At 72.5% G+C, this 26715-nt stretch carries 23 protein-coding genes; 7 read left to right on the top strand and 16 right to left on the bottom strand.

Going from position 1 to position 26715, the window contains the following annotated elements; genetic code table 11:
- Window positions 1-186: 186 nt before the first annotated feature.
- The 4 genes from ACFYNS_RS15975 to ACFYNS_RS15960 are packed head-to-tail and all read left to right on the top strand — an operon-like array spanning window position 187 to window position 3781.
- On the top strand, window positions 187-1161 hold the full coding sequence (locus tag ACFYNS_RS15975) for an ABC transporter ATP-binding protein (protein ID WP_360291311.1): 975 nt from the start codon (window positions 187-189) through the stop codon (window positions 1159-1161).
- Complete coding sequence (locus ACFYNS_RS15970) at window positions 1151-2089, top strand: ABC transporter permease subunit (RefSeq protein ID WP_360291252.1); 939 nt, start codon at window positions 1151-1153, stop codon at window positions 2087-2089. The genes ACFYNS_RS15975 and ACFYNS_RS15970 overlap by 11 nt, the downstream gene beginning before the upstream one ends.
- Entirely contained in the window at window positions 2086-3036 is a 951-nt protein-coding gene (locus ACFYNS_RS15965; protein WP_388603341.1) for an ABC transporter ATP-binding protein, read from the top strand. Before ACFYNS_RS15970 ends, ACFYNS_RS15965 begins: the two co-directional genes overlap by 4 nt.
- Window positions 3037-3058: 22 nt before the next feature.
- Window positions 3059-3781 (top strand): ABC transporter permease subunit, encoded by a 723-nt coding sequence (locus tag ACFYNS_RS15960; protein WP_360291256.1) that lies wholly within the window; start codon window positions 3059-3061, stop codon window positions 3779-3781.
- A gap of 129 nt (window positions 3782-3910) precedes the next feature.
- Here ACFYNS_RS15960 and ACFYNS_RS15955 read toward each other — a convergent pair whose 3' ends face one another.
- The 4 genes from ACFYNS_RS15955 to ACFYNS_RS15940 form a co-directional block, all read right to left on the bottom strand.
- Entirely contained in the window at window positions 3911-5275 is a 1365-nt protein-coding gene (locus ACFYNS_RS15955) for a CynX/NimT family MFS transporter (protein WP_388603338.1), read from the bottom strand.
- 51 nt (window positions 5276-5326) lie between these two features.
- The gene (locus ACFYNS_RS15950) at window positions 5327-6094 is read right to left on the bottom strand and encodes a FadR/GntR family transcriptional regulator (RefSeq protein ID WP_388603335.1); all 768 of its coding nucleotides are present in this window, start codon (window positions 6092-6094) and stop codon (window positions 5327-5329) included.
- A 157-nt stretch (window positions 6095-6251) separates the two neighbouring features.
- Window positions 6252-7043, bottom strand: a complete 792-nt coding sequence (locus ACFYNS_RS15945) for a hypothetical protein (protein WP_360291264.1) — start codon at window positions 7041-7043, stop codon at window positions 6252-6254.
- 513 nt (window positions 7044-7556) lie between these two features.
- Window positions 7557-8903, bottom strand: coding sequence for an erythromycin esterase family protein (locus ACFYNS_RS15940; protein ID WP_360291266.1), 1347 nt, complete (start codon window positions 8901-8903; stop codon window positions 7557-7559).
- Between the two features lie 135 nt (window positions 8904-9038).
- Here ACFYNS_RS15940 and ACFYNS_RS15935 point away from each other — a divergent pair, with 135 nt between their 5' ends.
- Entirely contained in the window at window positions 9039-9641 is a 603-nt protein-coding gene (locus ACFYNS_RS15935) for a TetR/AcrR family transcriptional regulator (RefSeq protein WP_360291268.1), read from the top strand.
- A 13-nt stretch (window positions 9642-9654) separates the two neighbouring features.
- Here ACFYNS_RS15935 and ACFYNS_RS15930 read toward each other — a convergent pair whose 3' ends face one another.
- Both ACFYNS_RS15930 and ACFYNS_RS15925 read right to left on the bottom strand, forming a co-directional pair.
- Window positions 9655-11013: an FAD-binding oxidoreductase gene (locus ACFYNS_RS15930; RefSeq protein WP_388603333.1), complete on the bottom strand. Its 1359-nt coding sequence runs from the start codon at window positions 11011-11013 to the stop codon at window positions 9655-9657.
- 88 nt (window positions 11014-11101) lie between these two features.
- Window positions 11102-11722 (bottom strand): TIGR03086 family metal-binding protein, encoded by a 621-nt coding sequence (locus ACFYNS_RS15925; protein WP_388603331.1) that lies wholly within the window; start codon window positions 11720-11722, stop codon window positions 11102-11104.
- 113 nt (window positions 11723-11835) lie between these two features.
- Here ACFYNS_RS15925 and ACFYNS_RS15920 point away from each other — a divergent pair, with 113 nt between their 5' ends.
- Window positions 11836-12909, top strand: a complete 1074-nt coding sequence (locus ACFYNS_RS15920; RefSeq protein WP_388603329.1) for a helix-turn-helix transcriptional regulator — start codon at window positions 11836-11838, stop codon at window positions 12907-12909.
- Window positions 12910-13000: 91 nt separating this feature from the next.
- On the opposite strand, the gene ACFYNS_RS15915 is transcribed toward ACFYNS_RS15920, so the two are convergent.
- A complete protein-coding gene (locus ACFYNS_RS15915; RefSeq protein ID WP_388603325.1) occupies window positions 13001-14644 on the bottom strand; it encodes an MFS transporter in 1644 nt (547 codons plus the stop codon).
- Window positions 14645-14729: 85 nt separating this feature from the next.
- Here ACFYNS_RS15915 and ACFYNS_RS15910 point away from each other — a divergent pair, with 85 nt between their 5' ends.
- Window positions 14730-15875 (top strand): Lrp/AsnC family transcriptional regulator, encoded by a 1146-nt coding sequence (locus ACFYNS_RS15910; protein ID WP_388603323.1) that lies wholly within the window; start codon window positions 14730-14732, stop codon window positions 15873-15875.
- Between the two features lie 142 nt (window positions 15876-16017).
- On the opposite strand, the gene ACFYNS_RS15905 is transcribed toward ACFYNS_RS15910, so the two are convergent.
- The 9 genes from ACFYNS_RS15905 to ACFYNS_RS15865 all read right to left on the bottom strand — a co-directional run bounded on the left by ACFYNS_RS15905 (window position 16018) and on the right by ACFYNS_RS15865 (window position 26469).
- Window positions 16018-16851 (bottom strand): HAD family hydrolase, encoded by an 834-nt coding sequence (locus tag ACFYNS_RS15905; protein WP_388603320.1) that lies wholly within the window; start codon window positions 16849-16851, stop codon window positions 16018-16020.
- A complete protein-coding gene (gene serS, locus ACFYNS_RS15900) occupies window positions 16848-18125 on the bottom strand; it encodes a serine--tRNA ligase (RefSeq protein ID WP_360291284.1) in 1278 nt (425 codons plus the stop codon). Before serS ends, ACFYNS_RS15905 begins: the two co-directional genes overlap by 4 nt.
- A 777-nt stretch (window positions 18126-18902) precedes the next feature.
- The gene (pheA, locus tag ACFYNS_RS15895; RefSeq protein ID WP_360291287.1) at window positions 18903-19832 is read right to left on the bottom strand and encodes a prephenate dehydratase; all 930 of its coding nucleotides are present in this window, start codon (window positions 19830-19832) and stop codon (window positions 18903-18905) included.
- 42 nt (window positions 19833-19874) lie between these two features.
- Entirely contained in the window at window positions 19875-21245 is a 1371-nt protein-coding gene (gene efeB, locus ACFYNS_RS15890) for an iron uptake transporter deferrochelatase/peroxidase subunit (protein ID WP_388603317.1), read from the bottom strand.
- A 19-nt stretch (window positions 21246-21264) separates the two neighbouring features.
- Window positions 21265-23445, bottom strand: a complete 2181-nt coding sequence (locus ACFYNS_RS15885) for a copper resistance protein CopC (RefSeq protein WP_388603315.1) — start codon at window positions 23443-23445, stop codon at window positions 21265-21267.
- Between the two features lie 11 nt (window positions 23446-23456).
- Window positions 23457-23942, bottom strand: coding sequence for a copper chaperone PCu(A)C (locus ACFYNS_RS15880; RefSeq protein WP_360291294.1), 486 nt, complete (start codon window positions 23940-23942; stop codon window positions 23457-23459).
- Window positions 23939-24601: an SCO family protein gene (locus ACFYNS_RS15875; protein ID WP_360291297.1), complete on the bottom strand. Its 663-nt coding sequence runs from the start codon at window positions 24599-24601 to the stop codon at window positions 23939-23941. The genes ACFYNS_RS15880 and ACFYNS_RS15875 overlap by 4 nt, the downstream gene beginning before the upstream one ends.
- A 99-nt stretch (window positions 24602-24700) precedes the next feature.
- Window positions 24701-25435, bottom strand: a complete 735-nt coding sequence (locus tag ACFYNS_RS15870) for a YcnI family protein (RefSeq protein WP_360291300.1) — start codon at window positions 25433-25435, stop codon at window positions 24701-24703.
- A 158-nt stretch (window positions 25436-25593) separates the two neighbouring features.
- Window positions 25594-26469, bottom strand: a complete 876-nt coding sequence (locus ACFYNS_RS15865; RefSeq protein ID WP_388603312.1) for a hypothetical protein — start codon at window positions 26467-26469, stop codon at window positions 25594-25596.
- Window positions 26470-26715: the final 246 nt, after the last annotated feature.

The raw sequence follows: 26715 nt of genomic DNA, 5'->3' as shown, positions 1-26715 counted from the left end.
GCCTGTGGAAAACACCGGGAAGCCGTCGCCGACAGCTGCTCCGGAGCCGGTCGCGGCGCCCCCCTACGGGTCCCTCCGACCTGAGAGTGAGGCTCCGGAGCACTTGAGAGGTACGTGCTCCGCACCGAAACCGACGCAGCGTCTGACGCGGACGCGGCGAGCGGCTCATAGCGTCGGAGCGTGACTGTGATCGCGATCGAAAGCCTCAGCAAGCGGTTCCCCCGGGTGACCGCCCTGGACCGGCTGACCGTCGGCATAGAGCCGGGCGTCACCGGTCTGGTGGGCGCCAACGGAGCCGGGAAGTCGACCCTCATCAAGATCCTGCTCGGGCTCTCACCGGCCACCGAGGGCACCGCGTCCGTGCTCGGCATGGACGTGGCCACCCAGGGCGGCGCGATCCGGGAACGCGTGGGGTACATGCCCGAGCACGACTGCCTGCCCCCGGACGTGTCCGCCACCGAGTTCGTCGTCCACATGGCGCGGATGTCGGGACTGCCCGCGACCGCGGCGCGGGAGCGCACCGCCGACACCCTGCGCCACGTCGGCCTCTACGAGGAGCGCTACCGGCCGATGGGCGGCTACTCGACCGGCATGAAGCAGCGGGTGAAGCTCGCCCAGGCGCTCGTGCACGACCCGCGGCTCGTCCTGCTGGACGAGCCGACCAACGGCCTCGACCCGGTCGGCCGCGACGAGATGCTCGGCCTGATCCGCCGGGTGCACACCGACTTCGGCATCTCAGTGCTGGTCACCTCGCACCTGCTGGGCGAGCTGGAGCGCACCAGCGACCACATAGTCGTCATCGACGGCGGCAGGCTGCTGCGCTCCTCCTCGACCGCCGACTTCACCCAGCGGACCGCCGTCCTGGCCGTCGAGGTCACCGACACCGACGAGCACCCCGACGGCACGGCGGTCCTCCGCGCCGCGCTCCGGAAGGGCGGCCTGGACCCGCACGAGCCCGCGCCCGGCAGCGCACCGGCGCCCGGCGCCGGACACCTGGTCACCCTCGACATCGGCGGCGAGAGCGGAGACGCCGACGAGTCGGTCCTGGACACCGTGCGGGACACCGTCGCCGACCTGGGCCTGGGCCTGGTCCGCATGGAACGGCGCAGGCACCAGATCTCCGAGGTCTTCACGGAAAGGAGCACCGGCGATGTCGCCTGACCAGACCCCCGCGCCCCCGGCCTCCGCGAGCGGTGGGGCGACCACCGCCGAACGCGGCCAGAACGTCATCCACAACATCGGCTACCGCGGCTACGAGGGGCCCCGGCTGGGCCGCTCCTACGCCAGGCGGGCGCTGTTCAGCCAGTCGCTGCGCGGTACGTACGGGCTGGGCCGCTCGGCCAAGTCCAAGGTGCTGCCGCTGCTGCTGTTCGCCGCCGTGTGCATCCCGGCCGCCATCCTGGTGGCGGTCGCGGCCCTGACCAAGGCCAAAGACCTGGAAGTCGGCTACGCGGAGTACGTACTGCTGATGCAGCCGCTGCTGGGCATCTACCTGGCGGCCGCCGCGCCGCAGGCCATCTCCATGGACCTGCGCTTCAAGACGACGCCGCTCTACTTCTCGCGCCCCATGGAGCGCAGCGACTACGTGGCCGCCAAGTACGCGGCGCTGTCGGCCGCGCTCTTCCTGTTCACGGCCATCCCGGTGCTGATCATGTACATCGGCGCCCTGCTGGTGAAGCTCGACTTCGGCGACCAGACCGAGGCGGCCGCGCAGGGGCTGGTGTTCTGTGCGCTGTTCGCACTGCTGCACGCCGCCATAGCCGCCTGGATCGCCGCCCTCACCCCGCGCCGCGGCTTCGGCGTCGCCGCGATCATCGTCGCGATCACGGTTCCCTACTTCCTCGTCACCGCGCTCCAGGGCATCGCCTGGACCTCGGACAACAACGGTGCCATCGGCTGGCTCGGTCTGGGGTCGCCGGGGACGCTGCTGGACGGTGTGCAGAGCCGGTTCCTGGGCGGCCGCTCCGGGTTCCCGGACGAGCAGACCCTCACCGGTGCCCAGGGCGCCGTCTACCTCGTCGTCCTCGCGGCACTGATCGTCTGCTTCTGCACCTTGCTGCTGCGCCGCTACCGAAAGGCCGGACTGTGAGCACGATCCACATCGACCGCGTCTCCCGCTGGTTCGGGAACGTCGTCGCGGTCAACGACATCACCATGGACATCGCCCCCGGTGTCACCGGTCTCCTCGGGCCCAACGGCGCCGGCAAGTCCACCCTCATCCACATGATGGGCGGCTTCCTCTCGCCGTCGAACGGGACCGTCACGCTGGAGCCCTCGCCCGGTGCGGACGGCAGGCCGGCAGCGGCGGCGCCGATCTGGCGCAACGAGGACTCCTACCGCCACCTCGGTCTGGTGCCGGAACGGGAGGGGATGTACGACTTCCTCACCGGCGAGGAGTTCGTCCTGGCCAACGCCGAACTGCACGGCCTGCGCGACCCGCGTGCCGCCGCCGCCGAGGCGCTGGCGACGGTGGAGATGGAACACGCCCAGGACCGCCGGATCTCCACCTACTCCAAGGGCATGCGGCAGCGCGTGAAAATGGCCTCCGCGCTGGTGCACCATCCGACGGTGCTGCTGTTGGACGAGCCGTTCAACGGGATGGACCCCCGACAGCGCATGCATCTGATGGAACTGCTGCGCAAAATGGGCGACGAGGGCCGCACCGTGCTGTTCTCCTCGCACATCCTGGAGGAGGTCGAACAGCTCGCCTCGCACATCGAGGTCATCGTCGCCGGACGGCACGCGGCCAGCGGCGACTTCCGCAAGATCCGCCGCCTGATGACCGACCGGCCGCACCGCTACCTGGTGCGCTCCAGCGACGACCGGCGGCTGGCCGCCGCGCTCATCGCGGACGCCTCCACGGCCGGCATCGAGCTGGACCGGACCGAGGAGGCGCTGCGCATCCAGGCCGTCGACTTCACCCGCTTCACCACGCTGCTGCCCCGTGTCGCACGGGAGCACGGCATCCGGCTCTACACCGTCTCGCCCTCCGACGAGTCCCTGGAGAGCGTCTTCTCGTACCTCGTCGCGGCCTGAGCGGCGGAAAGGAGCTGACCCGATGTACAACCCGACGGTCGCGCGGCTCACCTGGCGCGCCCTCCTCGGCCGCCGCCGCGCGCTGATCCTGTGCGCGCTGCCGACGCTGCTGCTCGTGGTGGCCGCCGCCGTACGCGCCATGAACGGCGCCGACGACGCGGTCACCAGCCAACTGCTGGGCGGCTTCGCCCTCGCCACCCTGGTGCCACTGATCGGCGTGATCGCCGGAACCGGCGCCATCGGTCCGGAGATCGACGACGGCTCGGTCGTCTACCTGCTCGCCAAGCCGGTCGGCCGCACCTCGATCATCGTCACCAAACTGCTCGTCGCCGCCGGGACGACCGCCGTCTTCGCGGCGGTGCCGGTCCTCGTCGCGGGCTTCGTGCTGAACGGCAACAGCCAGCAGCTCGCCGTCGCCTACACGGTGGCCGCCGCGGTCGCCTCCCTCGCCTACAGCGCGCTGTTCCTGCTGCTGGGCACGGTCAGCAGGCACGCCGTCGTCATCGGCCTGGTGTACGCGCTGATCTGGGAGGCGCTCATCGGCACTCTGGTGCCCGGTGCCAAGACGCTCAGCGTGCAGCAGTGGGCACTCGCGCTCGCCGAGAAGATCGCGGGCAGCGGTGCGGACGTCAGCTCGTCGGTGGCGGTGCCGACAGCGGTGGTGCTCCTCGTGGTCGTCACCGTGGGCGGCACCCTCTTCGCGGGGCAGAAGCTGCGGACCCTGACGCTGGCCGGGGAGGAGTAGCGGGCGGCGCCCCGCCGGTGGGAGGGCAGGTGTTCTCACCGGCAGGCCGCCGCGGCCGACCGCGCTGCCGCTCCGTGGGCAACTCCCGCCCTTGCCGCCCTGTGGGCAACTCCCGCCGGGCCGGGGCCTTCAGCCTGCGGTTGCGCCGTCGCCGATCCTGCGGTCCCGGCCCGCGCCCAGGCCCAGCAGCACCAGCCCCCCGCACACGCACAGCAGCAGCACGATCGGCACCGTCCACCCGTCGGTCGCCTGGTGCACCGCGCCGAGCAGCAACGGGCCCGCGGCGGCCAGCAGATAGCCCCAGGTCTGCGCCATGCCGGACAGCCGCGCCGCGGTGTGCGCGTCCCCCGAGCGCAGCACCATCAGCGTGAGGGCCAGCCCGAGCGCACCGCCTTGGCCCAGGCCCAGCAGCGCCGCCCACATCCAGGCACCGGCCACCGGGGCGATCAGCAGCCCGGCGATTCCGGCTGCCATGGACAGGGCAACCGCTGTGCACAGCAGCCGCTGCCGGCGCATCCGCCCGGCCAGCACGGGCACCACGAACGATCCGGCCATCTGCACCAGCGTGCTGAACGCGAAGACCAGGCCCGCGCTCGTCTCGTTCATCCCGTGGTCGGTGAACAGGGTCGGGAGCCAGGCGATGGTCACATAGGCGATGAGCGACTGCGATCCCATGAACAGCGTGATCTGCCAGGCCAGTACGGACCGGGTCAGCCGGGGGCCGGGCTGTTCCCGCGTCGCCGCGGCCGCGGCCCCGGCCGCGGCGGGCGGTGCGGCAGCGGCGGCACGGCGGCCGTGCGGCGTCCCGCGCCGGACGAGGAGGGCCTGGGGCAGCCAGACGCAGGCCGCGAGCCCGGCCAGCAGCGCCCAGGAGACGAGCGAACCGCGCCAGCCGCCCAGGGCGCGCTCCAACGGCACGGCAGCGGCGGCGGAGGCGGTCGCGCCGAGGATCATCGCCGTCGAGTAGAGGGCCGTCATCCCCGCGGCCTGCTCCGGGAAATCCCGTTTGATCAGTCCGGGCATCAGTACGTTCAACAGCGCGATGCCGGAGCCGACCACCGCGCACCCGAGGAAAAGCGTGGCCATCGGCGGCGCGATCCGCAGCACTATGCCGCCCGTCAGCAGCACCAGCGCGCCGCACAGCACCGTCTCCGTGCCCCAGCGCCGGGCCAGCCCGGGTGCGAGCGGTGAGACGAGCCCCATGAAGATCAGCGGGATGGTCGTCACCAGGCTGCTGACCGTGGCCGTCATGCCGAAGTCGCCGCTGATCTGCCCCAGCACGGGGGAGACCCCGGCCAGTGCGGCGCGCATGTTGAGCGAGGCGAGGACGATGCCGGCGAACAGCAGCAGCGGATGGGACCGCAACCTGCGGCGGGCTGCCGCCACGGCGGGCGCCGGTGCCGGATCCTCCTCCGCGTCGATCAGCTCGGCTGCCAGCAGCTCCTCGGTGCTGAGCCCTGCCTTGGGCGACGGCGGGTGCGGGGACGGGGACATGCGGGGTGGTGCCTTTCTCGACGGGCAGGTGGTGCGCGGAGTGCCGGTGCCTCAGCCGTCTGTGCCGGTGCCGGTGCCGGGTTCGGGCTCGGTGCCGGTGCCGGGTTCGGTGCCGGTGTCCAGCAGCGCGTCCACGGCCTGCTTCGGCTTGGCGAGCAGCGACCTCGCGGCGCGTTCGGCGGCCTCCGGGTCGCCGCTCTCGATGGCGTCCACGAGGTCGTGGTGGTCGGTCTCGTGGATGCGGGGCATGTGCCGGTCGTGCAGCGAGGCGACCAGCGCGTCCCGGACGGAGCTGCTGAACCAGCCGTATGTCGCGCTCAGCGCGGCGTTGTGCGCGGCGTCGACGACGGCGACGTGGAACTCGATGTCGTGCTCCGCGTACAGCTCGTACTGCCCGTGCGCGGGCTGTCCGCGGGGGTCGCGGAAGGCGGCCTGCGCGGCGAGCGCGGCGCGCATCCGCTCCAGGTCGGCCGCGGTGTGGCGCAGGGCCGCCAGGCGGGCGCCCTCGGCCTCCAGCGCGATCCGCAGCTCCAGCACGTCCCGTACGTCCGCGCGCTGCACCCCGCGGACGATCTCGCCGGGGTCGGCGGTGGCCACGACGAAGGTGCCCTCGCCCTGCCGGGAGCGCAGCATTCCGGCGTGCACCAGTACCCGCACCGCTTCGCGGACGGTGTTGCGTCCCACCTGGAGCTGCTCGGCCAGCGAGTGCTCGGTGGGGATGCGCTCGCCCACCGGCCACTCGCCCGCCGCGAGCTGCGCGCGCAGCTCTGCGACGACGGTGTCCACCAGGGACTGCCGCCCCGCGGCCCGCAGTGTCATGGCTTCCGCTCCTTCGGCTTCCTTGAGTCATTCGCCCGGTTGCCCAGTCATCCTACAAGTGAGCTGAGGTGGTGACCCCGGCCCCGGTACGACGAGCCGGGGTCACCCCTTGTCCCACGACTTCACTCCTCTCGGAATTCTCTCCTGGTGTGTCGGCTCAGGACTCCGCGCGCGGCGCCGGGGGAGTCGATGCGGCGCCCACGGCGCGTACGACAGCCTGCAACTCCCGGCGCACGGCCCGCATCTCCTCGTCCATGTCGGCGAGCCGCTGACTCATCGCGCACACCACCCGCTCGGTGCGCTCCGCGCGCTGTTCGGTGTCCGCCGACCGGTGGTCCATGTGCTCGGCGCGCGTGGAGATACGGCCGATGACCGGTGCCAGCTCCTGTAGTACGGCGCCGAGTTCGGCACCGGTCGTCTCCAGGTTGCCGACCTTGCGGTCGAGCGATCCGTATCCGGCGGACAGCGTCCGGACCGTCTGCCGCAACTCCTGTGTCGACTGCATCATTTCCTCCATCCCGGGGCGTGCACGAGCGCTCTCCTCGACATCGAGGAGGTATGTACGCACCCGCTGCGCGATCACGCTGTCCCGCAGCAGCATCGCCACGTTGAGGACGGCGCGACGGCTGAAGACGGTGAGGCCACTGCGCCGCTGTGGATAACCTTGCGCCTGCTCGGATGGGACCGACACCTTGTCGGTCTGATATTCCCGCAGCTCAACGCCCCGGAGGACAGCCATTCCGTTGCTGATGAGCTCGTCGTGGTGCCGCTCGGTCAGCTTTTCCACAGTCTTGAGGGGTACATCGAAGTAGTCGGCCACATCCGGCGTGGTGGCCTGTGCACCACCTGTGGAAATCGCCAACGCCTTCACTTTGTCGAGGATTTCGACCCTGTGTGTCATACCGGAGCGCGCGCTTCGCGACTCCAGAAGGACGGAATCGGTGTACATGGCAGACCCTCCTGGGTCCTGGTCTCGGACACGTCTGGGAAACCCCGTTCGCCTGGGGGTCGTCAGGTGTCCGTATCCAGGAGCCAGGAGCGGAGGTCAGCTCATGTCTTCCCACGTACCGCACGACCGGTGGGAGGCCCCGCGTCGGGCCGCACCCCCACCGGCTACCACCACTTCACAACTCTCGCCGCCGTCGCTCGCGCATCGCCTCCGCGCAAGAGGTACAACGATTCGACAGTCGTACGGTTACGCGAATGCCCTGTTCTCCCGGAGCTGCCAAGCGGTGAGTAACTCAGCGTGTCGTCAGGGTCTTGGCTTCGAAGCGGGGTTGCGGAATTTCGCTGCCGGTGGGGGCGGTGAGGGCGGCAGGAGGCGTGGACGCGCTGAGGTTCTCCCGCCCGGTCTCTCGGTCTCCGTGCTGCCGCTGCGCCTCTTTCGCCTGGTGGGGGCGGGTCGGTGGTCGAACGTTGCCGGCTTCTTCCGGAACTCCGACCCCGCCCCTCGCCTGTTGCGTCACTGGAGGAAGTGGGCGGCTTCGACCTGGTGGAGGTGGATGAGGATGTCGTAGGAGCGGCCGAGGGCGGTCGCCGGGTCGTCCGTCGACCAGTACAGGCCGTAGGAGCGGGTGGGGCGGGCTTCGGCGAGCCAGGTGCGGGCCGCCCGGGGCGCGGTGCGCAGGTCGATGCTGAAGTCGCGGTAGCGGAGCTTGTCGAGGGTGTGCTCGTTGTGTCCCTTCGGGGCGGGGGCGACGGTGTATTCCTCGGGCTGCTGGGCGGTGAAGTCGGGCAGGGCGTTGACAGTGCCCTGATGGAAGGTCAGGCCGATGTTGACGTAGTCCGGGCCGAGTTGTGCGCGCAGGAAGGCGCCGACGGGCTCCGGGAACTCGTCCGGATTGTCGCTGGTGTAGGCGATATGGCCGTTGTTGGAGGCGAGCAGGATGCGGCCGCCCTCGTGGCGCAGCCACCAGGCGGTGTTGGCGGCCATGGCGCGGTCGCGGTAGCGCATGCGCTCGGGGAACTCCTCATCGGGGAAGGCGTAGCCGGTGAAGCTCTGGGCGATGGCGGTGGCGTTCTGCAGGGCCCAGGCGTACGCCGCTGCGGCGTCGCTGCGGCCGGTGGCGCGGGGGCGGCCATGGTCGCGGAGCAGTGCCACGGCGGCGTCGGCCCGGTCGGCCTCGGCGCGGCGCGTCGGCAGGTCCTTGGCCAGCCGGCCGACCATCCAAGGTCCCGCCTGCGTCCCGGCCGCCGGCTTCAGTCCCGCGTAGCGGTCGCCGATGCGCTCGGCCAGGTCGGGGCGGTGCGCGGCGAGGTAGTCGGTGACGCAGTCGAATGCTTCGGGTCCGGCATAGCCGAGGTCGTTTCCGACGAACCGCAGCCGCGGCCGGTCGGGGTGGGTGATGTTGTAGCGACGCATCCATCGGATCAGGGCGAGGTACTCCTGGGTGTTCCAGAAGACGTACTGGCCCTGGAACTCGTCCCGCATGATCCGTGCGGGATCGCCGATGCCGCGCGTGACGTAGGCGTCCAGTCGCAGTCCGGTGCTCCAGCTCGCCTCCAGGGCGAAGGTGGTGAAGCCCTTGGTGGCGACAAGGTGGCGGAAGACCCGCTGCTTGAGCGTGAAGAACTCGTGGGCGCTGTGGCTGGCCTCGCCCAGGCCCACGACGCGGGCGTCGCCGACCATGCAGCCCAGCCCGTGCAGGTCCGCCAGTGGCCGTGCGCTGCGGTTCAGGGCATGGAGCGGCTCGGTGGTCGAGGAGGTCCCGGCGGCTGTGGCGGTGTCGGTGTCGAGGGCCCTCGCAGTGAGGAGGGCGGCGCCGGCCAGGCCGAGCATGCGGCGGCTGATGGGACGGGCGTGGCTCATGACATCTCCCTCGACTGGTGGGTACGGCAGGACAGTACTCAGGACTTAGACGCTTGCACAAGACGCTCGCCTCATTCACGCGCCTCATTCAGGCGCCTCATGCGATCGCACAATTCATGGGGTAGCGTTCCCGGCATGGGAAATCGCGAGGATCTACTGGCAGGGGCCAGGCGATGCCTGGAGGAGAAGGGCTGGGCCCGGACCACGGTGCGCGACATCGTGACGGCGGCAGGCGGCGTGAGCATGGCGGCCATCGGCTACCACTTCGGCTCCCGCGAGGCGCTCTTGAACGCAGCGCTGATCGAGGCGATCGACGAGTGGGGCACACGGATCGGCCGCACACTGGGCTCGTTCGGCGAAGCCGAAAGCAGCCCGGCCGCTCGCTACGAGGCGATGTGGGCGACGATCATCAAGTCCTTCCAGGACGACCGGACGCTGTGGCTGGCCACGCTCGAAGCCCTGCTCCAGGCGGAACACTCATCCGATCTGCGCCGCTACCTGGCCGGCAGTCAGGCCCAGGGCCGCCGGGGCCTGGCCGCGCTGCTGCTCGGCACACCCGAGGGCGAGGTCACCGACGCCGCCGCCCGCACCCTGGGCGCCGCGCAGATGGCCCTGTTCACCGGCCTGATGACGCAGTGGCTCACCGACCCCGAGCAGGCTCCCGACGCCTCTGAAATCGTCGCGGGTCTGCGAGCCCTCACCGGCGTCGTCGACGTACAGGAGCAGCCGAGGCACTGAGAGGGCCACCCGATCACCGGCCGCGGAACAGCCCCTGCGGGTCGTACTCGGCCCGCAGCCGCTCCAGCCGCGCGGCCGTCTCGTCCCGGTGCACCGACCGGAGGGTGGCGGGCTCCTGCGGTCCGTAGAGGAAGTTGCCGTTCCGGGCCGGTGTCGAACCGGTCACCGGGGCCAGCACGCGCGCGTGCAGACTCCGTACCGTGCCGTCCTGGTCCGGCTCCGACACCGGGGAGAGCACGTACACCAGATACCGCGCGTCCCGGTGGTCCACCGCGTTCGGTACCTCGGGCGGGCGGGAGAACGCGCCGCCCAGGTGCCGCACGCTCAGCACGCACATCGCCGCGGCGGACGGACCCGCCTCGGCCAGCACGGCACGCCGCGCCCCTTCGTCCAGTCCCGCCCCGCCCAACAGGACGTTGGAGCTGCGGTACGCGTGCGGCGTCTCCGGCTCGCTGAAGACCGTGGCGCACTCGGTGTACGGCATCTCCCGCACCTCGTCCACCAGGAGCGCACCGATCTCCCGCAGCGGCCGGACCAACCGCTCGCCCTCCTCCCGCGGTCCGGTGAAGGCGAGATGCACCTGGGCGAGGTACCGCCCCCGCAGCGCCGCGGGAACCGCGGGCAGGTCCGGCATCGGCAGCAGTGTCACGGCAGAGGTGAGTGTGTCGGGCACCGACCGGGTCCACTCCTGCCATGTCCGCAACACTTCTTCCGCGACCTGCCCGCCGTCGAACACCAGGCGGCCGCCGAAGATCCGCTCCACGGGTACCAGGCCGAGCTCCAGCCCGGTCACCGCTCCCAGGCCACCACCGCCGCCGCGCAGCCCCCAGAAGAGGTCCGGGCAGCGCTCCGCGGTCACGCGGCGCAGCCGGGCGTCGGCGGTCACCACGTCGAGCCGCCGCACCAGGTCAGCGGCGTAGCCGAACTCCCGCCCCAGCAGCCCGACCCCGCCGCCCAGCGCATAGCCCACGACACCGACGCCGGGAGCCGAACCGTTGACGGGCGCCAGGCCGTGCCGCGCCGCCTCCGCCACCAGGTCGCCCGCCCGGACCCCCGGCTCGATCCAGGCGGTACGGGCCGCGGCGTCGATCCGGATCCCCGTCATACGGCGAGTACCGACCAGCACGCCCTCGCGGGCCGCCGCGCGCAGTCCGTGCCCGGTCGCCTGCACGGCGAGCGGCATCCCTTGGCGCCGCGCGTGGTCCACCGCCGCCCGCACATCCTCCGGGGTGCGTGCCGCGACGAGCACGTCCGGACCGTGCCGGTCCCCGCTCTGGAAGCCGGTGCGCTCCTGGTCGTACCCCGCGTCGCCGGGGAGGAGCACGCTGCCGCGCACCGCGTCCCGCAGCGTCTCCAGCGCCTTCGTCCGCATCCTGTCCGCTCCTGGGTCCTGCCGGCCGACCGGGCCGACCGGTCGTCCGGTTCCGTCTGACGCTGCTGCTTCCGCCTGGCCTGCCGGCCTACCGGTCCGCCGCGGCCGGCGCCCGCCACTCCGGGTCCCGGCCCAGCCATGCGGCCAGCTGCCCGTAGCCGTCGGCCCCCTTCAGGGCTTCCCGCACGTCGCCGAAGGGCAGCTGCTCCCGGCCCGCCGCCGGCACCGCCTGCTGGGCGACGCCCAGCGCGAACCGTCCCACCTCCTCGTCCAGCGTTCCGCTCCAGCCGATCGCACGGGCCAGGTCCCAGGTGTGGGCCGCGGTCTCCATCACCGACCCGGAGAGCGCCAACCGGCCCGGCACCCGGCCCCAGGGCACAGTCACGACGGTCTCCATGAGCGCGTCGTCCGCCCAGGCTTCGAGCATGCGCGTGCGGCCGTCCTCGAAGAGTTCCGGCCACTGTCCGGCCGGTACGTCGGCCGTCCACTCGGGTACGTCGGCACCCTTGCCGTCGCCGCCACCGGGAACGGCGGAGATGCGCCGCGTGGCGCCGACGAGATGGCCCAGCAGGGAGCGCACGTCGTACTCGGTGCACGGCGTCGGCGCGTCGAGCTGCTCGGGCCGGACGGCGGCGACGAGCGTCGCCAACTGCGCGGTGGCGCGGGCGTACAGCGGGCGGGGGTCGGGGATCGTCGGTGTGCTGCTCACAGTTCTCTCCTGGTACGTCAGGCTCCGCAGTGCGGAGCCGCGGCTTCGGCGGAGGAGAGTCTGCCGGGAAAACCTGACACGACCCGTCAACATTTTTCCGGCACTCTGGTGGGGTGAAGTCCGACCGGCTGCTGGCCATCCTGCTGCTCCTCCAGACCCGCGGCCGCGTGCCCGCCGAGGAGCTGGCGGCGGAGCTCGAGGTCTCCGCACGCACCATCTACCGGGACATCGAGGCGCTGTCGGCGGCCGGGGTCCCGGTGTACGCGGAGCGCGGCCGGCACGGCGGCATCGCGCTCCTGCCCGGGTACCGCACCGATGTGACCGGGCTGACGGCGGACGAGGCCCGCGCGCTGTTCGTGCTGGCCGCGCCGGGCCCGCACTCGGCACTCGGTCTCGACAGCGCGCTGGCGTCCGCGCTCCGCAAGGTGATGGCGGCGCTGCCCGCCCCGCACCGCCCGGCCGCCGACCTCACCAGCCGCCGCATCCTGGTCGACCCGGACCGCTGGCTGCCCGGTCCCCGTACCGAGGTCGAACTGGACGTGCTGCACACCGCGGTCTTCACCGACCGCAGGCTGCGCATCCGCTACCGGCACAGCGGCGACAGCCGGCCGCGCACCTACACCGTCGACCCGTACGGTCTCGTCAACAAGGCCGGTGTCTGGTACCTGGTCGCCGACCGGCGTGGCTCCCCCGCCCTCTTCCGCGCGGACCGGATCGCCGCCGCGACCGCGCTGGAGGACCCCGTGCGGCGGCGCGCGGGTGTCGAACTCGCGGAGGTCTGGCAGACGCTGCGGCGCCGGGTGGAGGAGCGGAACCGCGACGTGCGGGTGACCGCGCGGGTGCACAGGTCCCGGCTGGACATGTTCGCCCGGATCGTCGCGCCCGTCCTGGCCGCGCCTCTGGGTACCGAGGCGGACGGCGACACCGCAGGACCCGGCGCGGGGGACGGCGGGGACGAGGGAGATGAGGGGGGCGAGGGAGACGAGGGGGACGAGGGAGATTGGGTCACCGTCCGTCTCGCGTTCTCCGCCCTCCCCGCCGTGTCGGTGCTCCTCCAGTTCGGCCCCTGGGTGCGGGTGGTCGATCCCCCCGAGGCCATCGACGAACTGCTGCTCCGAGTCCGCGAGACGGCCGCGCTGTACGACTCGCAGCCCGGGGACGCCCCCTCGGACGGCCCGCCTCCGTAGGCAGCCTCAGGGGCGTCCCCGGGGCCGCCCCTGAGGCCCGATCCGCGCACCGTCCGACGGGGGGCCTCAGGAGGTCCGGCGCCGAGGCTCCCTACGGCGTCGCGGAGTGAGCCGGCCGCCGCGCGTCCGGCCCGGCCGCGCCGTCCGACCGGTGATCCCGTTCTGGCGCCTCCGGCTGCCCGGCGCCGCTGCCGCCGCCACCGGACCCGTGCTCGGTCGCCGCACGTCCGCGTACGCACAGCAGCACCGCGGCACCGGACGCCAGCGCCGCCGCGCCGCAGAGCAGGAAGATCCGGTCGAGCCCGGCGGCGAACGCCTCGCGGACCAGCTCCATCGGCACCCCGGCTTCCCGGGCGCGCCCGCCTCCCGCGGCCTCGGCCGCCGCCCGCGGCACGCCGTGGTCGGTCAGCACTTCGCGCACCCGGCCGGCGAAGACGGTACCGAGCACGGCGACCCCGAGCGCGTAGCCCAACTGCCGGAAGGTGTTCACGGCGCCGCTGGCGATCCCCGCCCGCTCCGGCGGAAGGGCGCTCAGTGCGGCGGATATCAGCACCGGGACGGCCATGCCCACCCCGACGCCGATCAGCACACATCCGGGCAGCAGCACCGTCCAGGAGGACTCCGGCTCCACCGCGAGCTGGGCCAGCACTCCCGCGCCGATCACCAGCACGCCGAGACCCAGCGGGTACTGCGGCCGCAGCCGCTGCAGCCGGCCGCCGAAGACGCTCGCCACCACGAAGGAGACCCCGGCCATCGGAAGGATGGCCAGCCCTGCTTCCAGCGGGCTCATTCCCAGTACCGACTGTGCCCACAGTGCGCTGTAGATGAAGTGTGCGAACGCGGCGGCCTGCGTCAGCAGCGCGGTGGCCATCAGGACGGCGAACGACCGGTTCCGCAGCAGCGCCAGGTCCAGCAGCGGTTCCGGTCCCGCTGGTGTGTCTCCCTCGTACGCGGATCCGCGGGGCCGCGCAGCGGAACGGGCCCGCTCCACCAGGACGAAGGCGGCGCCGGTCAGCACCGACACCATCAGTGAGCCGACAGCGCGTGGATCGCTCCATCCGGCGTCGCCGCCCCGCACCAGTCCGTACGTCAGCGTGCCCGCGCACAGCGTGAACAGCACGGCGCCCGCCCGGTCAACGCGCGCCCCTGGCCGTCGCGGCGCGCGGGACTCCGGCACGGTGCGGAGAGTGATCCACAGGGCGATCAGCGTCAATGGCAAGTTGACGAAGAACACGGCGCGCCAGTTGACGTATTCGGTCAGCACTCCGCCCAGGGCCAGCCCGCATCCCGCAGCGGCGCCGTTGACCGCGCCCCATACTCCGAAGGCGATGCCCCTGTCGCGCCCCTGGTAGGTCGCGGTGATCAGCGGGGCGTTCGCCGCGAACACCGCCGCGGCGCCCACCCCTTGCACGGCGCGCGCTGCGATCAGCGTCCCGGCGTCCGGCGCGAGCCCGCACGCCAGCGAGGCGAGGGCGAAGAGCACCAGACCGGCGACGAAGACCCGGCGCCTGCCGTGCAGGTCGGCCAGGGAGCCCGCCACCAGGAGCAGCGCGGCCAGGGCGACGGCGTAGACGTCCACCACCCACTGCAGGGAGGTGAACGAGGCGTCCAGCGAGGTCGCCATTCGGGGCAGTGCGGTGTTCACGATCGTCACATCGATCAGCAGCATGAAGCCGCCCAGGCACAGGGCGGCCAGCGGCCACCATGAGCGGCCTGTTTTGTTCTCGTTCTCCATGCCGCCAGGCTCGGCCTGCCCTCCTCCCAGGGCCCCTTCACAGCTGCGGAGGTGGCGGGATCCGACATCGACTAGCGTTCTGACGGTGCGATCCGACATCAGCCGCCGCGGCAGCAGGCCCTCAGCCGGTCCTCGTCCCACCGCCGGAAAGGGCAGAGAAGCCGGGAAATGGAGAAAAGGCGCAAGCGGCGGAACGGACAGGGACGCCGCGCCGCTGGACGATCTCGACCGGCGGATCGCCCACGCCCTGCAGCTCGACGGGCGGCTCGCCTTCTCCCGGATCGCCGAGGCGCTCGGAGTCTCCGACCAGACGATCGCCCGCCGCTGGGCGCGGTTGCGCGCCGACCGGAGCATGCGCGTCCTGGGGCTCACGGAGCCCGCCGTCCTGGGCGAGACCGTCTGGCTGGTCCGCGTCTCCACGACCCCGGACGCTGCCGTCCCGCTGGCGGAGGCGCTGGCCCGCCGCACGGACACCACCTGGGTGGCGATGATGGCGGGCGGTACCGAGGTCAGCGCTGTCGCGCGAGCCGGCTCGGACTGGACATACGAGGGTGGCGGCGAGGCGCTGCTGCTGCGCGAACTGCCGCGCACCCCGCGCGTGCTGGCCGTGCACGCCTACTGTCAGCTCCACCAGTTCTTCGGCGGCGCCGAGGGGCTCATCCTCAAGTCCGGGATGCTCTCTCCCGATCAGGTGGCACAGCTCGCCCCGCCGCCACCCACCCCGCCCGAGGAGCCGGTCCGGCTCACCGCGGACGACCGCACGCTGCTCACCCGGCTGGCCCACGACGGCCGCACCCCGGTGGCCGAACTGGCCTCGGCCACCGGCTGGTCGTCGTCCGCGGTGCGACGGCGGATGGCGGAACTGCGCGGCTGCGGAGCGCTCTACTTCGACGTCGAGTACGGGCCGCGCGTCTTCGGCCAGGGGCTGCGGGCAGCGGTGTGGCTCTCCGTACCGCCCGCCCGGCTGCACGCCACGGGGGAGGCACTGGCCGCGCACGAGGAGGTGGCGTTCGCGTGCGCCACCACGGGTGCGGCGAACCTGTTCCTGACGGTCGTCTGCCGGGACACGACCGAGCTCTACGCGTACCTGACAGGTCCGGTCGCCCGGCTCTCGGGGGTGCAGAACGTCGAGACCTACCCGGTGGTGCGCAGTCTGAAGGGGCCGGGTCCCTACCTGCAGAGCCGGGCCCGTGGCCCACGGGCCCGGCAGGATCCGAACAGGGCGCCCTGAGGCACGCCGTCGACGGCCTCACCGGCCCGGCGGAGGGGCGGCCCGACTGTCCGACTGCCCACCGGCCCGACTGCCCACCGGCCCGGCCCCCGAGACCGACGCCGGGCGGTGAGGCCGACTCCCGCGGCGAGGCCGACTCCCGCTACGCGGCCAGCCGCTCCAGCACCCGGGCGATGCCGTCCTGGTCGTTGGAGGTGGTCACCTCGTCGGCGACGGCCAGCAGTTCCTCGTGGCCGTTCTCCATGGCGACGCCCCGCCCGGCCCAGGCGAACATGGGGATGTCGTTGGGCATGTCGCCGAAGGCGAGGGTCTCGGCCGCGCGGACCTTGAGCCGGCGGGCCGCCAGCGCGAGCCCCTTGGCCTTGCTGAGGCCCAGCGGGAGCAGCTCCACGATGCCCTCGCCGGCCATGACCACGCCCACCAGGTCGCCGACGGCGGCCCGTGCCGCCTTCACCAACTCGTCGTCGCCGAGCTGCGGATGCTGGATGTAGAGCTTGTTGAGCGGCTTCCGCCAGATGGTCTCGCGGTCCTCGAAGGGGACGTAGGGCAGCGGCCCGTCGTGGACGCGGTACCCGGGCCCGGCCAGTACCTCGCCGTCCAGGCCGTCCCGGGAGGCGGCCACCGCGACGGTGCCCACCTCCTTCTCCAGCAGGGTGAGGGCCTGCTCGGCGACTCGCCTGTCGAGGGTGACGGAGGTCAGCAGCCGGCCCGAGCCCGCGTCGTACACCTGCGACCCCTGTGCGCACACCGCCAGTCCGCGGTGGCCGAGGTCCGCCAGGATCTGCTTCGTCCACGGCACGGCCCGGCCGGTGACGACGATGTGCGCGGCACCCCGCGCGGTGGCGGCATCGAGGGCGGCCCGGGTGCGCTCCGAGACGGTGTCGTCGGAGCGCAGCAGGGTGCCGTCGAGATCGGTGGCGATCAGGCGGTAGGGGAAGGCGGGCGGGCCGGAGGGCGCTGCGGGCGGCGTGCTCACCTGGCGACCGGCTCCAGTGCGGTACGGCCGCCCAGATACGGCCGCAGCACCGGCGGGATCCACACCGAGCCGTCTTCCTGCTGGTGGTTCTCCAGCAGCGCGACGATGGTGCGGGGTACCGCGCACAGCGTGCCGTTCAGCGTCGCCAGCGGCCGCACGGTCTTGCCGTCGCGCATCCGGACCGCGAGCCGACGGGACTGGAACTCGGTGCAGTCCGAGGTGGAGGTCAGCTCGCGATACTTGCCCTGGGTGGGGATCCACGCCTCGCAGTCGAACTTGCGGGCTGCCGAGGAGCCCAGGTCACCGGTGGCCACATCGATCACCTGGAACGGCAGCTCCAGGGACGAGAGCCACTGCTTCTCCCACTGCAGCAGCCTGCGGTGCTCCTCCTGGGAGTCCTCAGGCGCGACGTAGGAGAACATCTCCACCTTGTCGAACTGGTGGACGCGGAAGATGCCGCGGGTGTCCTTGCCGTACGAGCCCGCCTCGCGGCGGAAGCAGGGCGAGAAGGCCGCGTAGCGCAGCGGCAGCCGGTCGGCCTCGATGATCTCGTCCATGTGGTAGCCGGCCAACGCCACCTCGGAGGTGCCGACGAGGTACAGGTCGTCCTTGTCCAGGTGGTAGACGTCCTGCGCGGCCTGCCCGAGGAAGCCGGTGCCGTCCATGGCCTGCTGCTTGACCAGCGCCGGCGTCAGCATCGGGGTGAAGCCTGCCTCGGTGGCCTGGGCGATCGCCGCGTTGACCAGGGCCAGCTCCAGCAGGGCCCCGACGCCGGTGAGGAAGTAGAAACGCGAGCCCGACACCTTGGCGCCGCGCTCGACGTCGATGGCGCCGAGCTTCTGGCCCAGTTCCAGGTGGTCCTTGGGCTCGAAGCCCTCGGCCGCGAAGTCGCGGGGCGTCCCGAGGGTCTCCAGGACGGTGAAGTCCTCCTCGCCGCCGACCGGGACGTCGGGGTGCACCAGGTTGCTGAGGCGGCGCAGCAGCCGCTGGGTCTCCTCGGCGGCCTCGTCCTTCTCCGCGTCGGCGGCCTTCACCGCACCGGCCAGTTCCCCGGCGCGGCGCAGCAGTTCGTCCTTCTCCTCGCCCGCGGCCTTCGGGATGAGCTTGCCGAGCTGCTTCTGCTCGGAGCGGAGTTCGTCGAAGCGGACGCTGGAGGACCTGCGCCGCTCGTCGGCGGAGAGCACCGCGTCGACGAGGTCGACGTCCTCTCCACGGGCGCGCTGGGAGGCGCGCGCACGGTCGGGGTCCTCACGGAGCAGGCGAAGGTCAATCACCCCGTCAGGGTACCGGTGGCCCTGAGGGCTGCTCGATGCGACATCCCTTTGACGCATTATGTCCGAATTGAGAGTTTTGGTATTCCAGGGAAATGCCGCTCCCCGGGGATTTCCGTTCTTCCGATTCTCCGGTTCTCCGGCTTTCCGCCTTCCGGTCGGAGCGGATCCGCGGGGTGCGCCGCGCGGGGAGATCCCGTGGACTGAGGGCACTCGCGGGGGAGTTGAGCGGGCCCTTCGGGCGCACTTATCCACAGCTGGGGAGGGTGGCGGTCGAGTTTTCCACAGGGATGGAAGGGGTGCTGTGGAAATGCGGGTCTTCCGTTCCGGCGCCAGGGCGATCGACGCGGAATTCCCGGGGTAAACCCGAAATGCCCACTCAATCGAGGGGGAATAGCTCACTCCAAAGAGTTGATCAAGGGAATTGTAGTGACGCGGTGCGGGGTGTGCCCTGTGGAGGGGGATGCGGTCTGTATGCCGTTTTGTCGACTGCGTCCGTTTTCTCTGTCGACTTGTGCACAGGTCGCCCTCCACCCCTGTGGATAACTTCACGGGGTCTGTGCACGGCGCCTCACAGCCCACCCCGGAGGCCCGGAACCGTTCGGCCCGGGCCCGTGGTGCACTCCCGGGCCGGCGGATCCCGGAGCCGACGCGCCCGTCCCGGCCGCGACCCAGCCGCGACCCGGCCGGGACCGGGTTCCGCCGATGCAGCCCCCACCCCGTCCGGTCCGTCCGGGCAGGGCCGTCCTGTGCCGTCCTGTGCCGTTCAGCGTCGTCCGGTCAGTCCCGGCCGTCCAGGCACCGCGACAGCCAGTCGGCCGCCGCCACGAAGTCCTCGTCCGCGGTACCCGAGCGCACCGTCGGCGGCTGCCGGTCGGCACGCGGGTACGAACCCAGGAAGCGCACCGCGCGGCACGAGCGCCGCAGTCCCATCAGCACGTCGCCCACCCGGCGGTCCTGCACATGACCCTCGGAGTCGATCTGGAAGCAGTACTGCCCGATGCCCTCGCCCGTGGGCCGCGACTCGATCCGCATCATGTTGACGCCGCGCGAGGCGTACTCGTGCAGCACCTCCAGCAGCGCGCCGGGCTGATCCCCGCGCAGCCAGAAGACCACCGAGGTCTTGTCGGCGCCCGTCGGCGCCGCCGGGCGCCCGGGCGGCCCCAGCAGCACGAACCGGGTCGTCGCGTTCTCCGCGTCGTGGATGTCGGTGACCAGCGGCTCCAGACCGTAGGTCGAGGCGGCGAACTCGCCCGCGAACGCGGCGTCGTACCGGCCCTCCTGCACCAGCCGGGCGCCGTCCGCGTTGGAGGCCGCCGACTCCCACACGGCGTCCGGCAGATGCGCTGCGAGCCAGTTGCGCACCTGCGGCTGGGCGACCGGATGGCCGGTGACGGTCTTGACCTCCGCCAGGGGGGTGCCGGGCCGCACCAGCAGCGCGAAGGCGATCGGCAGCAGCACCTCGCGGTAGATCATCAGCCGGCTGCCGCCCGCCAGCTCGTCCAGGGTGGCCGTGACGCCGCCCTCCACCGAGTTCTCGATCGGTACGAACGCCGCTTGGGCCTCCCCGTTCCGGACGGGGTCCAGGGCAGCCGGAACCGACACCATGGGGGTGAGCTGGCGGGTGGCTGCTTCCGGCAGGGTGTGCAGCGCGGCCTCGGTGAAGGTGCCCTCGGGGCCGAGGTACGTATAGCGGCTCGCAGATGACATACCGCCACGGTAGTCCGGTCCACAGGGCACCCGCTGCCGATCTCAGCCCTCGAGCAGCCGCTGGCCCACGTACTCGCCCTTGCCCGGACCTCCCGGCACCGCGAACAGCGCACTCGCCTCGTGCCGCAGGAACCGCGACAGCGCGTCCCCCCGGTCGAGCTTCCGCTGCACCGGCACGAAGCCGCGCAGCGGATCGGCCTGCCAGGCCACGAACAGCAGCCCCGCGTCCGGCGCCCCGTCGTCGCGGAACCCGTCGTGGAAGGAGAAGGAGCGGCGCAGCATCGCCGCTCCCCCGTTGCTCTCCGGGGCCGTCACCCGGATGTGCGCGTCCGCGGCGATCAGCGGCTGCCCGTCCGGCCCGCGCTTGTCCAGATCCGGCTCGGTCCGCTCATGCCCCCCGGAGAGCGGTGCTCCGTCGGACTTGCGCCGCCCGATGACCTGCTCCTGCTCGCCGAGCGAGTGGGAGTCCCACGCGTCCAGCAGCATCCGGATCCGCCGCTGCACCACGTACGAACCCCCGGCCATCCAGGAGGGGTCGCCCGAGGTCGGTACGAAGATCCGCTCGGCGAAGTCCTTCTCCTCGGGGCGGGGATTGTTGGTCCCGTCGACCTGCCCCATCAGGTTGCGCATGGTGTGGGGCTGCTCGGTGGCGCCCGGGGAGCGGTTGAAACCGGACATCTGCCAGCGCACCCGCGCCGTGTCCGCCGCCTCGCGCTGGAGGGCCCGCAGCGCGTGGAAGGCGACCAGCGCGTCGTCCGCACCGATCTGCACCCACAGGTCCCCGTCCGAGCGCTTCTTGTCCAGAGCGTCCGCCGAGAAGTCCGGCAGCGGCGCGAGCTGCGCCGGCAGCCGGTCCGTGAGTCCGGTGCGGGAGAAGAACGAACGGCCGAATCCGAAGGTGACCGTCAGCGAGGCCGGGCCGGCGTCCAGCGCGATCCCGGTGTCCCGCTCGCCGTCCTCGGGCGGTTCGCCGGCCATCATCCGCCGGGCCGCCTCCGACCAGCGCCGCAGCAGCGCCGCTGCCTGTTTGCGGCCGGCCCGGGGTGCGAGGTCGAAGGCCAGCAGATGGCCGTGCGCCTGGGCCGGGGCCACGATTCCGGCCTGGTGCGTGCCGTGGAAGGACACGGCCGTGGAGCCCAGCGCGGACAGGGCCGTGGGCGGCGCGTCCTGGGCTGCCGAGTGGGCCCAGGCGCCGCCCGCGGCGCCCGCTGCCAGCCCCGCGGCACCCGCCGCGGAGGCGGTGCCCAGCAGCCGCCGGCGGGTGATCCGCCCGCTCTGCCGAGGTTCGCGGTCCTGCCCGTCGGCCGCGCCGTTGCCGTCGCCGTTGCCGCCGCCGTCCGGCGTGCCCGGTGCTTCGGGCGTGCGCTGCGAGCGCTGCGGGGGAGGAGTTTTACGGGTCTTCTGAGTGCTCATGTCGTCGCTCGGTTCCGGCTCAGCCGATGGTGGCGGTCGTGGTCCTGGTGACCTGGTCGATGTCGGAGGTGCGGACGGTGACCGCGACCCTCCATTTTCCAGCCATGGGCAACTGGAGCCCACTGGCTCTCCAGTGCCCCTTCTCCCGCCCGACCGGTTCGAGCGGAACGGACAGCGGGCCGAGGTCCCGCGCGGGCAGCGTGAAGGCGACCTTCACCTCGGCTGCCTCGACGGGCTTGCCGCTGGGTGCGGTGGTGCGCAGCTCCAGGGTGTTCCCGCCGCGGGTGCCCGGGGAGATCTCCAGCGCGGCTCGCCCCTTCCCGCCCGGGCCGCCGGTGTCGAACGGCACCTCCACATCCACCGGCCCACCGGGGTCCCGCGCCGCCTCGGCCGCACGTACCTGCTCCTCGGTGCGGCCCGGCTCGGTGCCGGTCAGGACTGTGGTGACGGCGAGCAGCAGCACGGCGAGAGCCGCCTCGGCCAGCACCGAGCGGCGCAGCGCGCTGCGCCCCGGATCGGCTTCCCGCTCCCGGCGCTGCCGGGCGGCGTCGGCGGCCGCCCGCTGGCGGGCGAGCTGGGCGGCCCGGACAGGGTCGCCGGGGGTGCTCTCCCGCGGCTGTGCGGGTCGGCCGCCCTCCGGGGAGGGGGCGCCGGGCGTCTGCGGTGCGCCGTCCGCGCCGGGGGCCGAGGTCCGGACAGCGGCGCGTTCCGGGGAGCGACCGTGCGGGACGGCTGCCGTCGCACCGGCCGTGGCCCCCTGGCTCCCGGAGGCGGCGTTCCGGCTTGCCGCGGCGGCCTGCTCCGGGAGTTCGGTCAACCGGGTCGTCCACCGCCGGGAGAACCAGGCGATCGACAGCACGGCGCCCACCAGCAGGATTTTCACCACCAGCAGTTGCCCGTAGGAGGTGTCCGTCAGCGCGCTCCAGGAGCCCACCTGTCGCCACGACTGGTACAGCCCCGTCCCCGCCAGCACCACGACGCAGCCGAACGCCAGCCGCGAGAACCGCCGCACTGTCGTGCCCGTGGGCGAGGGCCCCCAGCGCAGCAGGCAGAACAGTGCGGCCAGACCGCCCAGCCACAGAGCGACGGCGAGCAGGTGCAGCACGTCCACGGGCATCGCCAGCCCCGTCTGGACACCGGTGGAGGCGTGTTCCGCCAGCGCCCAGGTCGCCGCGAGACCGGCGGCCACCAGGGCGCCGCCGGCGGACAGCCCCCAGTGCAGGTCCCGCCGCTGCCGCGCGGCTGCGCCGTCCTCGGGCGCGGCTGCACCGTCCCGGGGTGCGGCTTCGGATTCCCCGGCCTTCCGCGGCAGGACGGCTGCACCGTCCTGCGGGGCTTCCTCCCGTTCCTCCCGTTCGTCGTCGGATGCCCGCTGCCGCGCGTACACGCCGAAGAGCACCGAGGTGAACAGCGCGCCGGCCGCGAGCAGCAGCAGCCGGGAGACCAGCGCGGCTCCCGGCTTGGTGGCGACCACCTCCTTGAGCCCGCCCAGGTCGAGGACGTCCGCGAACCGGCCCGAACCGGTGTAGGGCCCGCGCAGCAGCAGCAGCGCCAGCGTCGACGCCGCCAGGACGCTCCAGCCGGTGGTCACCAGCCGCTGTATCGCGCGCGAGGAGGCGGCCCGCGGCGAGCACAGCAGCACGAAGGCCGCGCCGCCGATCAGCAGGATGTAGCCCGCATAGGCGGCGTACCGCCCGGCGCCGTAGAAGACACCCACGGTCCCGCCGCCGGCGCTCTCGTCCTGCTGCGGCACCTTCGCGCTCGTCTCGGACGGCTTGCCGACCGAGAAGGTGAACGCGCCCGAGACCGGGTGGCTGTCCGCGGAGACGGCCTGCCAGGCGACGGTGTAGGTGCCCTGGCCCAGCCCCGGATCGAGCGCGACGGTACGCCGCACCGTGCCGCTCGTGCCGGTGTCGCGGACCTTCCCGGTGTCGACCCGCGCACCCCGCGGGTCCAGGACCCGGATGGCACCGTCCGACATGGCCACGCCCTCGGAGAAGTCGAGCGTGACCTGCCGGGGCGCGTCGTCCACCACGGCGCCCTCCGCGGGATCGCTGCCCGTCAGCGCGGCGTGCGCCGCAGCCGGGCCCGCCAGCGCCAGCACTCCCAGCAGCGCGGCAGCGGCCGCGGCGAGGACCGACAGAGTGCGGACAGCGGCGCGGGAGGTGGTGCGGAGGGAGCCTGGGACGGGGGACGACACGCCTGCGAACCTCACTTCCGGTGTGTGTAGTTCGTCGCCTCGACGGGCGCCTTGACCGTGACGGCGCCGGACCGCTGGAAGTGCAGCACGAAGGTGACCGTCTGGCCCTTCGTCGGCTTGCGCTCCAGGTCCATCAGCATCAGATGGTTGCCGCCGCGCCCCAGTTCGAGCTCGCCGTGTGCGGGCACGGGCAGCGACTTCACGCGCTGCATCTGCTGTTCGACGGTCTTGTGCAGTTCGACCTTGCCCGCCACGTCGCTGGAGACCGACGTCAGCTTGTCGGCGCTGTCGCCGCTGTTGCGTACGGTCAGGAAGCCCCCGGCCATCTCCTCGGTCGGCGGCTGCGGCACGTAGGCGCCGCTGACCTTCAGCTCCGGACGGCCGTCCCCCTTCCCCTCGTCCTTGCCGTCCCCGCCGTCGGAGGAGCAGCCGGTCAGGGCGAGCGCGAACACCGCGCCCAGTGCCAGGGCGGGGAGCGGGCGGCGTGCGGCGGTCACGGGTTCTTCCCCTCGATCAGCTTGGGCAGGTCCTTCTCGAGGATGTCCGGCCCGGAATTGCCCTCCGTGTAGAGGACGTGCGCCTTGTCGTCCTTGGGCGAGAAGGCGAGCACCTGGGCGCCGTGTGTGGAGACGACGTCGCCGTTCTTCTTCTTGTACGAGGGCGCGATGCTGACGCCCACACTGCGGGCGCCCGCCTGGATGGTGTCGAAGTCGCCGGTGAGCCCGATGAAGGACGGGTCCTGGCCGTCCAGCCACTTCCGGAGCTCCTCGGGGGTGTCCCGCTTCGGATCGCTGGTGACGAAGACGACCCGCAGCTTCTTCTGCTGCTCCTCGGGCAGCTTGGACTTGGCCACCGAGATGTTGCTCATGGTCAACGGGCAGATGTCCGGGCAGTGTGTGTAACCGAAGTAGAGCAGAGTGGGGCGGCCTTTCGTCTTCTCGATCAGGTCGTAGCTCTTGCCGTGCGTGTCGGTGAGCGTCAGATCGGGCTTGCTGAAGGGCTGGTCGAGGACGGTGCCGCCCTTGTGCTGCTGCTTCTCGACCGTCGCCGGTTTGTCCGCGGCGCTGTCGCCGTCGTCGGAGCCGCAGCCCGCCAGGGCGAGGCCGGCGGCCGCGACCAGTGCCGCGGCTGCCGCGGTCGTTCTCATGGTGCGCATAGTGCTTGTCCGCATCGTGCAGTAGGGATCGTGCAGGGCCGGGGTGGTGCGGGCGGAGACCGCCGCCCGCACCACCGCGGGGGAAGGTACGGGCCGAGGTCAGGCGGTGCGGCGGCGCCCCGCCAGGACGCCGAAGGCGATGCCCGCGACGCCGACGACGATGCCCACCCCGCCGAGGACGCGCGCGGTGGTGTCGGAGCCGGAACCGGAATCCTTCTCGGGCGCTGCCGCGGCCTTTCCGGCGGCCTTGGCGTCGTCCGCCGAGTCGTCGGCCGAGTCGTCCGCGTCCGCGCCGGACTCCTCGGCCGCTGCCAGCTTCAGCACCGGCGCCGGGTGCTCGGGCTCCGCCGCGCCCTCCTTCGGCTCCTCGATCCAGCGCACGACATCGTCGTCGTCATAGGTCTGCAGCGCCTTGAACACCAGGTGGTCCGTGTCCTTCGGAAGCTGCCCCATGGAGACGGGGAACTGCTGGAACTCGCCCGGTTCGACCTTTCCGCCGCTCCAGGTGACCTTCGAGACGGCCTCGGTGACCTTCTCGCCGTGCATCGTGATCGGCTTGTCCAGCTTCTTCTTCTCGACCTTGACGTCCCAGCCGGGTACCGGCTGCGGCATCACGGACGTCAGCGGATGGTCCGTCGGGAAGTTGACCTCCAGCTTGACGGTGGACGCGTCGTCCTTCTCGTTCGGCACCTTGAAGTTGACGGTGCTGTAGCCGCCCTTGGCGGCCTCCTGCGGGTCGACGCCGACGTGCGCCGACGCGGGCCCCGCGACCAGCAGGACGGTTCCGGCGGCGAGCGCGCAGACGGTTGCGGCGCGACGGTTCGCGATCTTCATGAAATGAGCTCCTGAGTGGCACAGGACGGATGGCATGGCACCGGAGGCGGACACGCGGGCGCGCGAGGACCCGCACCGCGCGCCGCTGCCACGGCCGCGCCGACCGCACCCCCGTGGCGGGGGCGGGCAGTTCGGTCCCGGTGGGCGTCGTGCGTGCGTCAGGCCGCGAGCGCGAAAGCGTCCGCCTGCCGCGCGGGCGGACCGCGCCGGTGGACGGAGTGCTGCAGCAGCAGCGAGGACGGGGGCGCCGTCTCGTCCTCCGGGCGCTCGGGGACGGGACGTGCCGGAACCCGCGGCAGCAGCCCGTTGTGCAGCGCACGGACGCAGGTCAGGGCGGTGCGCAGGGCACGCGTGGCCACCAGTTCCTCGGCGACCGCTGCGGCTCCGTACGACAACCGCACCAGCCGCCACAGCGCGGCCTCGCCCCGCCGCAGCATCCAGCCGAGCAGCAGCGCGGCACACAGGTGCCCGAGCAGCATCGGTACGTCGAGCAGTCCGGTCGCGGCCCGCGCCGCCTCGTGCAAGCACTCGAGAGGGGTGCCGGGGAAGGGGCCGACGGCGGCCCCGTGCGCGGCGTGCGCCGCGTCCGCGGTGGTGCTTCCGGCGCCGCTCGCGCCCGCGGCGGTCTGCGGATCGAGCCCGGCGTCCACCACCACGCGCCGCGCCTCCGCGTCGCTCAGCGGCGCGCCTCCGCTGTGGCACAGCAGCTTCCCCGCCAGAGCCCTGATGCCGCCCGGCTGCGGGCCGGCCGGAGCGGTCGCCGCCGCTCCGCCGTGCAGTCTGTGCGAACCCATCGAGAACACCAGGTGCAGGGCGACCTGCCCCAGCGCGAGCAGCCCCGCGATGCCCGGCAGCGAGCGCTCCCGCCCGGCGAGCGCGACGGCGACCGCGAAGACGCAGCCGAAGCCGAGCGCCAGCGTGCCGAACGGCAGGACCGTACCCGCGGCGAGCACATGCCCCGCGGCGGACACGGTGACGCAGACCGCGGCGAACACCGCGGCCCGCAGCAGTCTCAGGTCCGCACCGGCAGTCATGGCCGCGCCATCATCTCACCGCCGTCCCGGCCCGCACACACCAGGGCCACACCCGCTCCACCGGTGCTCAACCGACCCACCGGTGCCCGGGGCCAGCGTGCGCGGGTGCCCTCCGCCGGGGGCGCGCATCCCCGGTGCGTGCTTCCGCCGTACCCGCACGCAGGGCCACCGTCCGGCCACCCGGCGCCGCGCTCTTCCGCCGTACGGGGGGCATCGCCGCGGCACGGCGTAGTGCCGGTACGCGCA

This window comes from Streptomyces sp. NPDC006925, assembly GCF_042869575.1.
Lineage (GTDB): Bacteria > Actinomycetota > Actinomycetes > Streptomycetales > Streptomycetaceae > Streptomyces.
The sequence above is the reverse complement of the archived record's forward strand: the minus strand, read 5'-3'. Positions and strand labels throughout refer to the sequence as shown.

Excerpts from the sequence above, each read along its gene's own strand:
- ACFYNS_RS15970 (WP_360291252.1), top strand. The coding sequence starts at position 1,151 with ATGTCGCCTGACCAGACCCCCGCGCCCCCGGCCTCCGCGAGCGGTGGG.
- ACFYNS_RS15960 (WP_360291256.1), top strand. The coding sequence starts at position 3,059 with ATGTACAACCCGACGGTCGCGCGGCTCACCTGGCGCGCCCTCCTCGGC.
- ACFYNS_RS15955 (WP_388603338.1), bottom strand. The coding sequence starts at position 5,275 with ATGTCCCCGTCCCCGCACCCGCCGTCGCCCAAGGCAGGGCTCAGCACC.
- ACFYNS_RS15950 (WP_388603335.1), bottom strand. The coding sequence starts at position 6,094 with ATGACACTGCGGGCCGCGGGGCGGCAGTCCCTGGTGGACACCGTCGTC.
- ACFYNS_RS15945 (WP_360291264.1), bottom strand. The coding sequence starts at position 7,043 with ATGTACACCGATTCCGTCCTTCTGGAGTCGCGAAGCGCGCGCTCCGGT.
- ACFYNS_RS15940 (WP_360291266.1), bottom strand. The coding sequence starts at position 8,903 with ATGAGCCACGCCCGTCCCATCAGCCGCCGCATGCTCGGCCTGGCCGGC.
- ACFYNS_RS15935 (WP_360291268.1), top strand. The coding sequence starts at position 9,039 with ATGGGAAATCGCGAGGATCTACTGGCAGGGGCCAGGCGATGCCTGGAG.
- ACFYNS_RS15930 (WP_388603333.1), bottom strand. The coding sequence starts at position 11,013 with ATGCGGACGAAGGCGCTGGAGACGCTGCGGGACGCGGTGCGCGGCAGC.
- ACFYNS_RS15915 (WP_388603325.1), bottom strand. The coding sequence starts at position 14,644 with ATGGAGAACGAGAACAAAACAGGCCGCTCATGGTGGCCGCTGGCCGCC.
- pheA (WP_360291287.1), bottom strand. The coding sequence starts at position 19,832 with ATGTCATCTGCGAGCCGCTATACGTACCTCGGCCCCGAGGGCACCTTC.
- efeB (WP_388603317.1), bottom strand. The coding sequence starts at position 21,245 with ATGAGCACTCAGAAGACCCGTAAAACTCCTCCCCCGCAGCGCTCGCAG.
- ACFYNS_RS15875 (WP_360291297.1), bottom strand. The coding sequence starts at position 24,601 with ATGCGCACCATGAGAACGACCGCGGCAGCCGCGGCACTGGTCGCGGCC.
- ACFYNS_RS15870 (WP_360291300.1), bottom strand. The coding sequence starts at position 25,435 with ATGAAGATCGCGAACCGTCGCGCCGCAACCGTCTGCGCGCTCGCCGCC.
- ACFYNS_RS15865 (WP_388603312.1), bottom strand. The coding sequence starts at position 26,469 with ATGACTGCCGGTGCGGACCTGAGACTGCTGCGGGCCGCGGTGTTCGCC.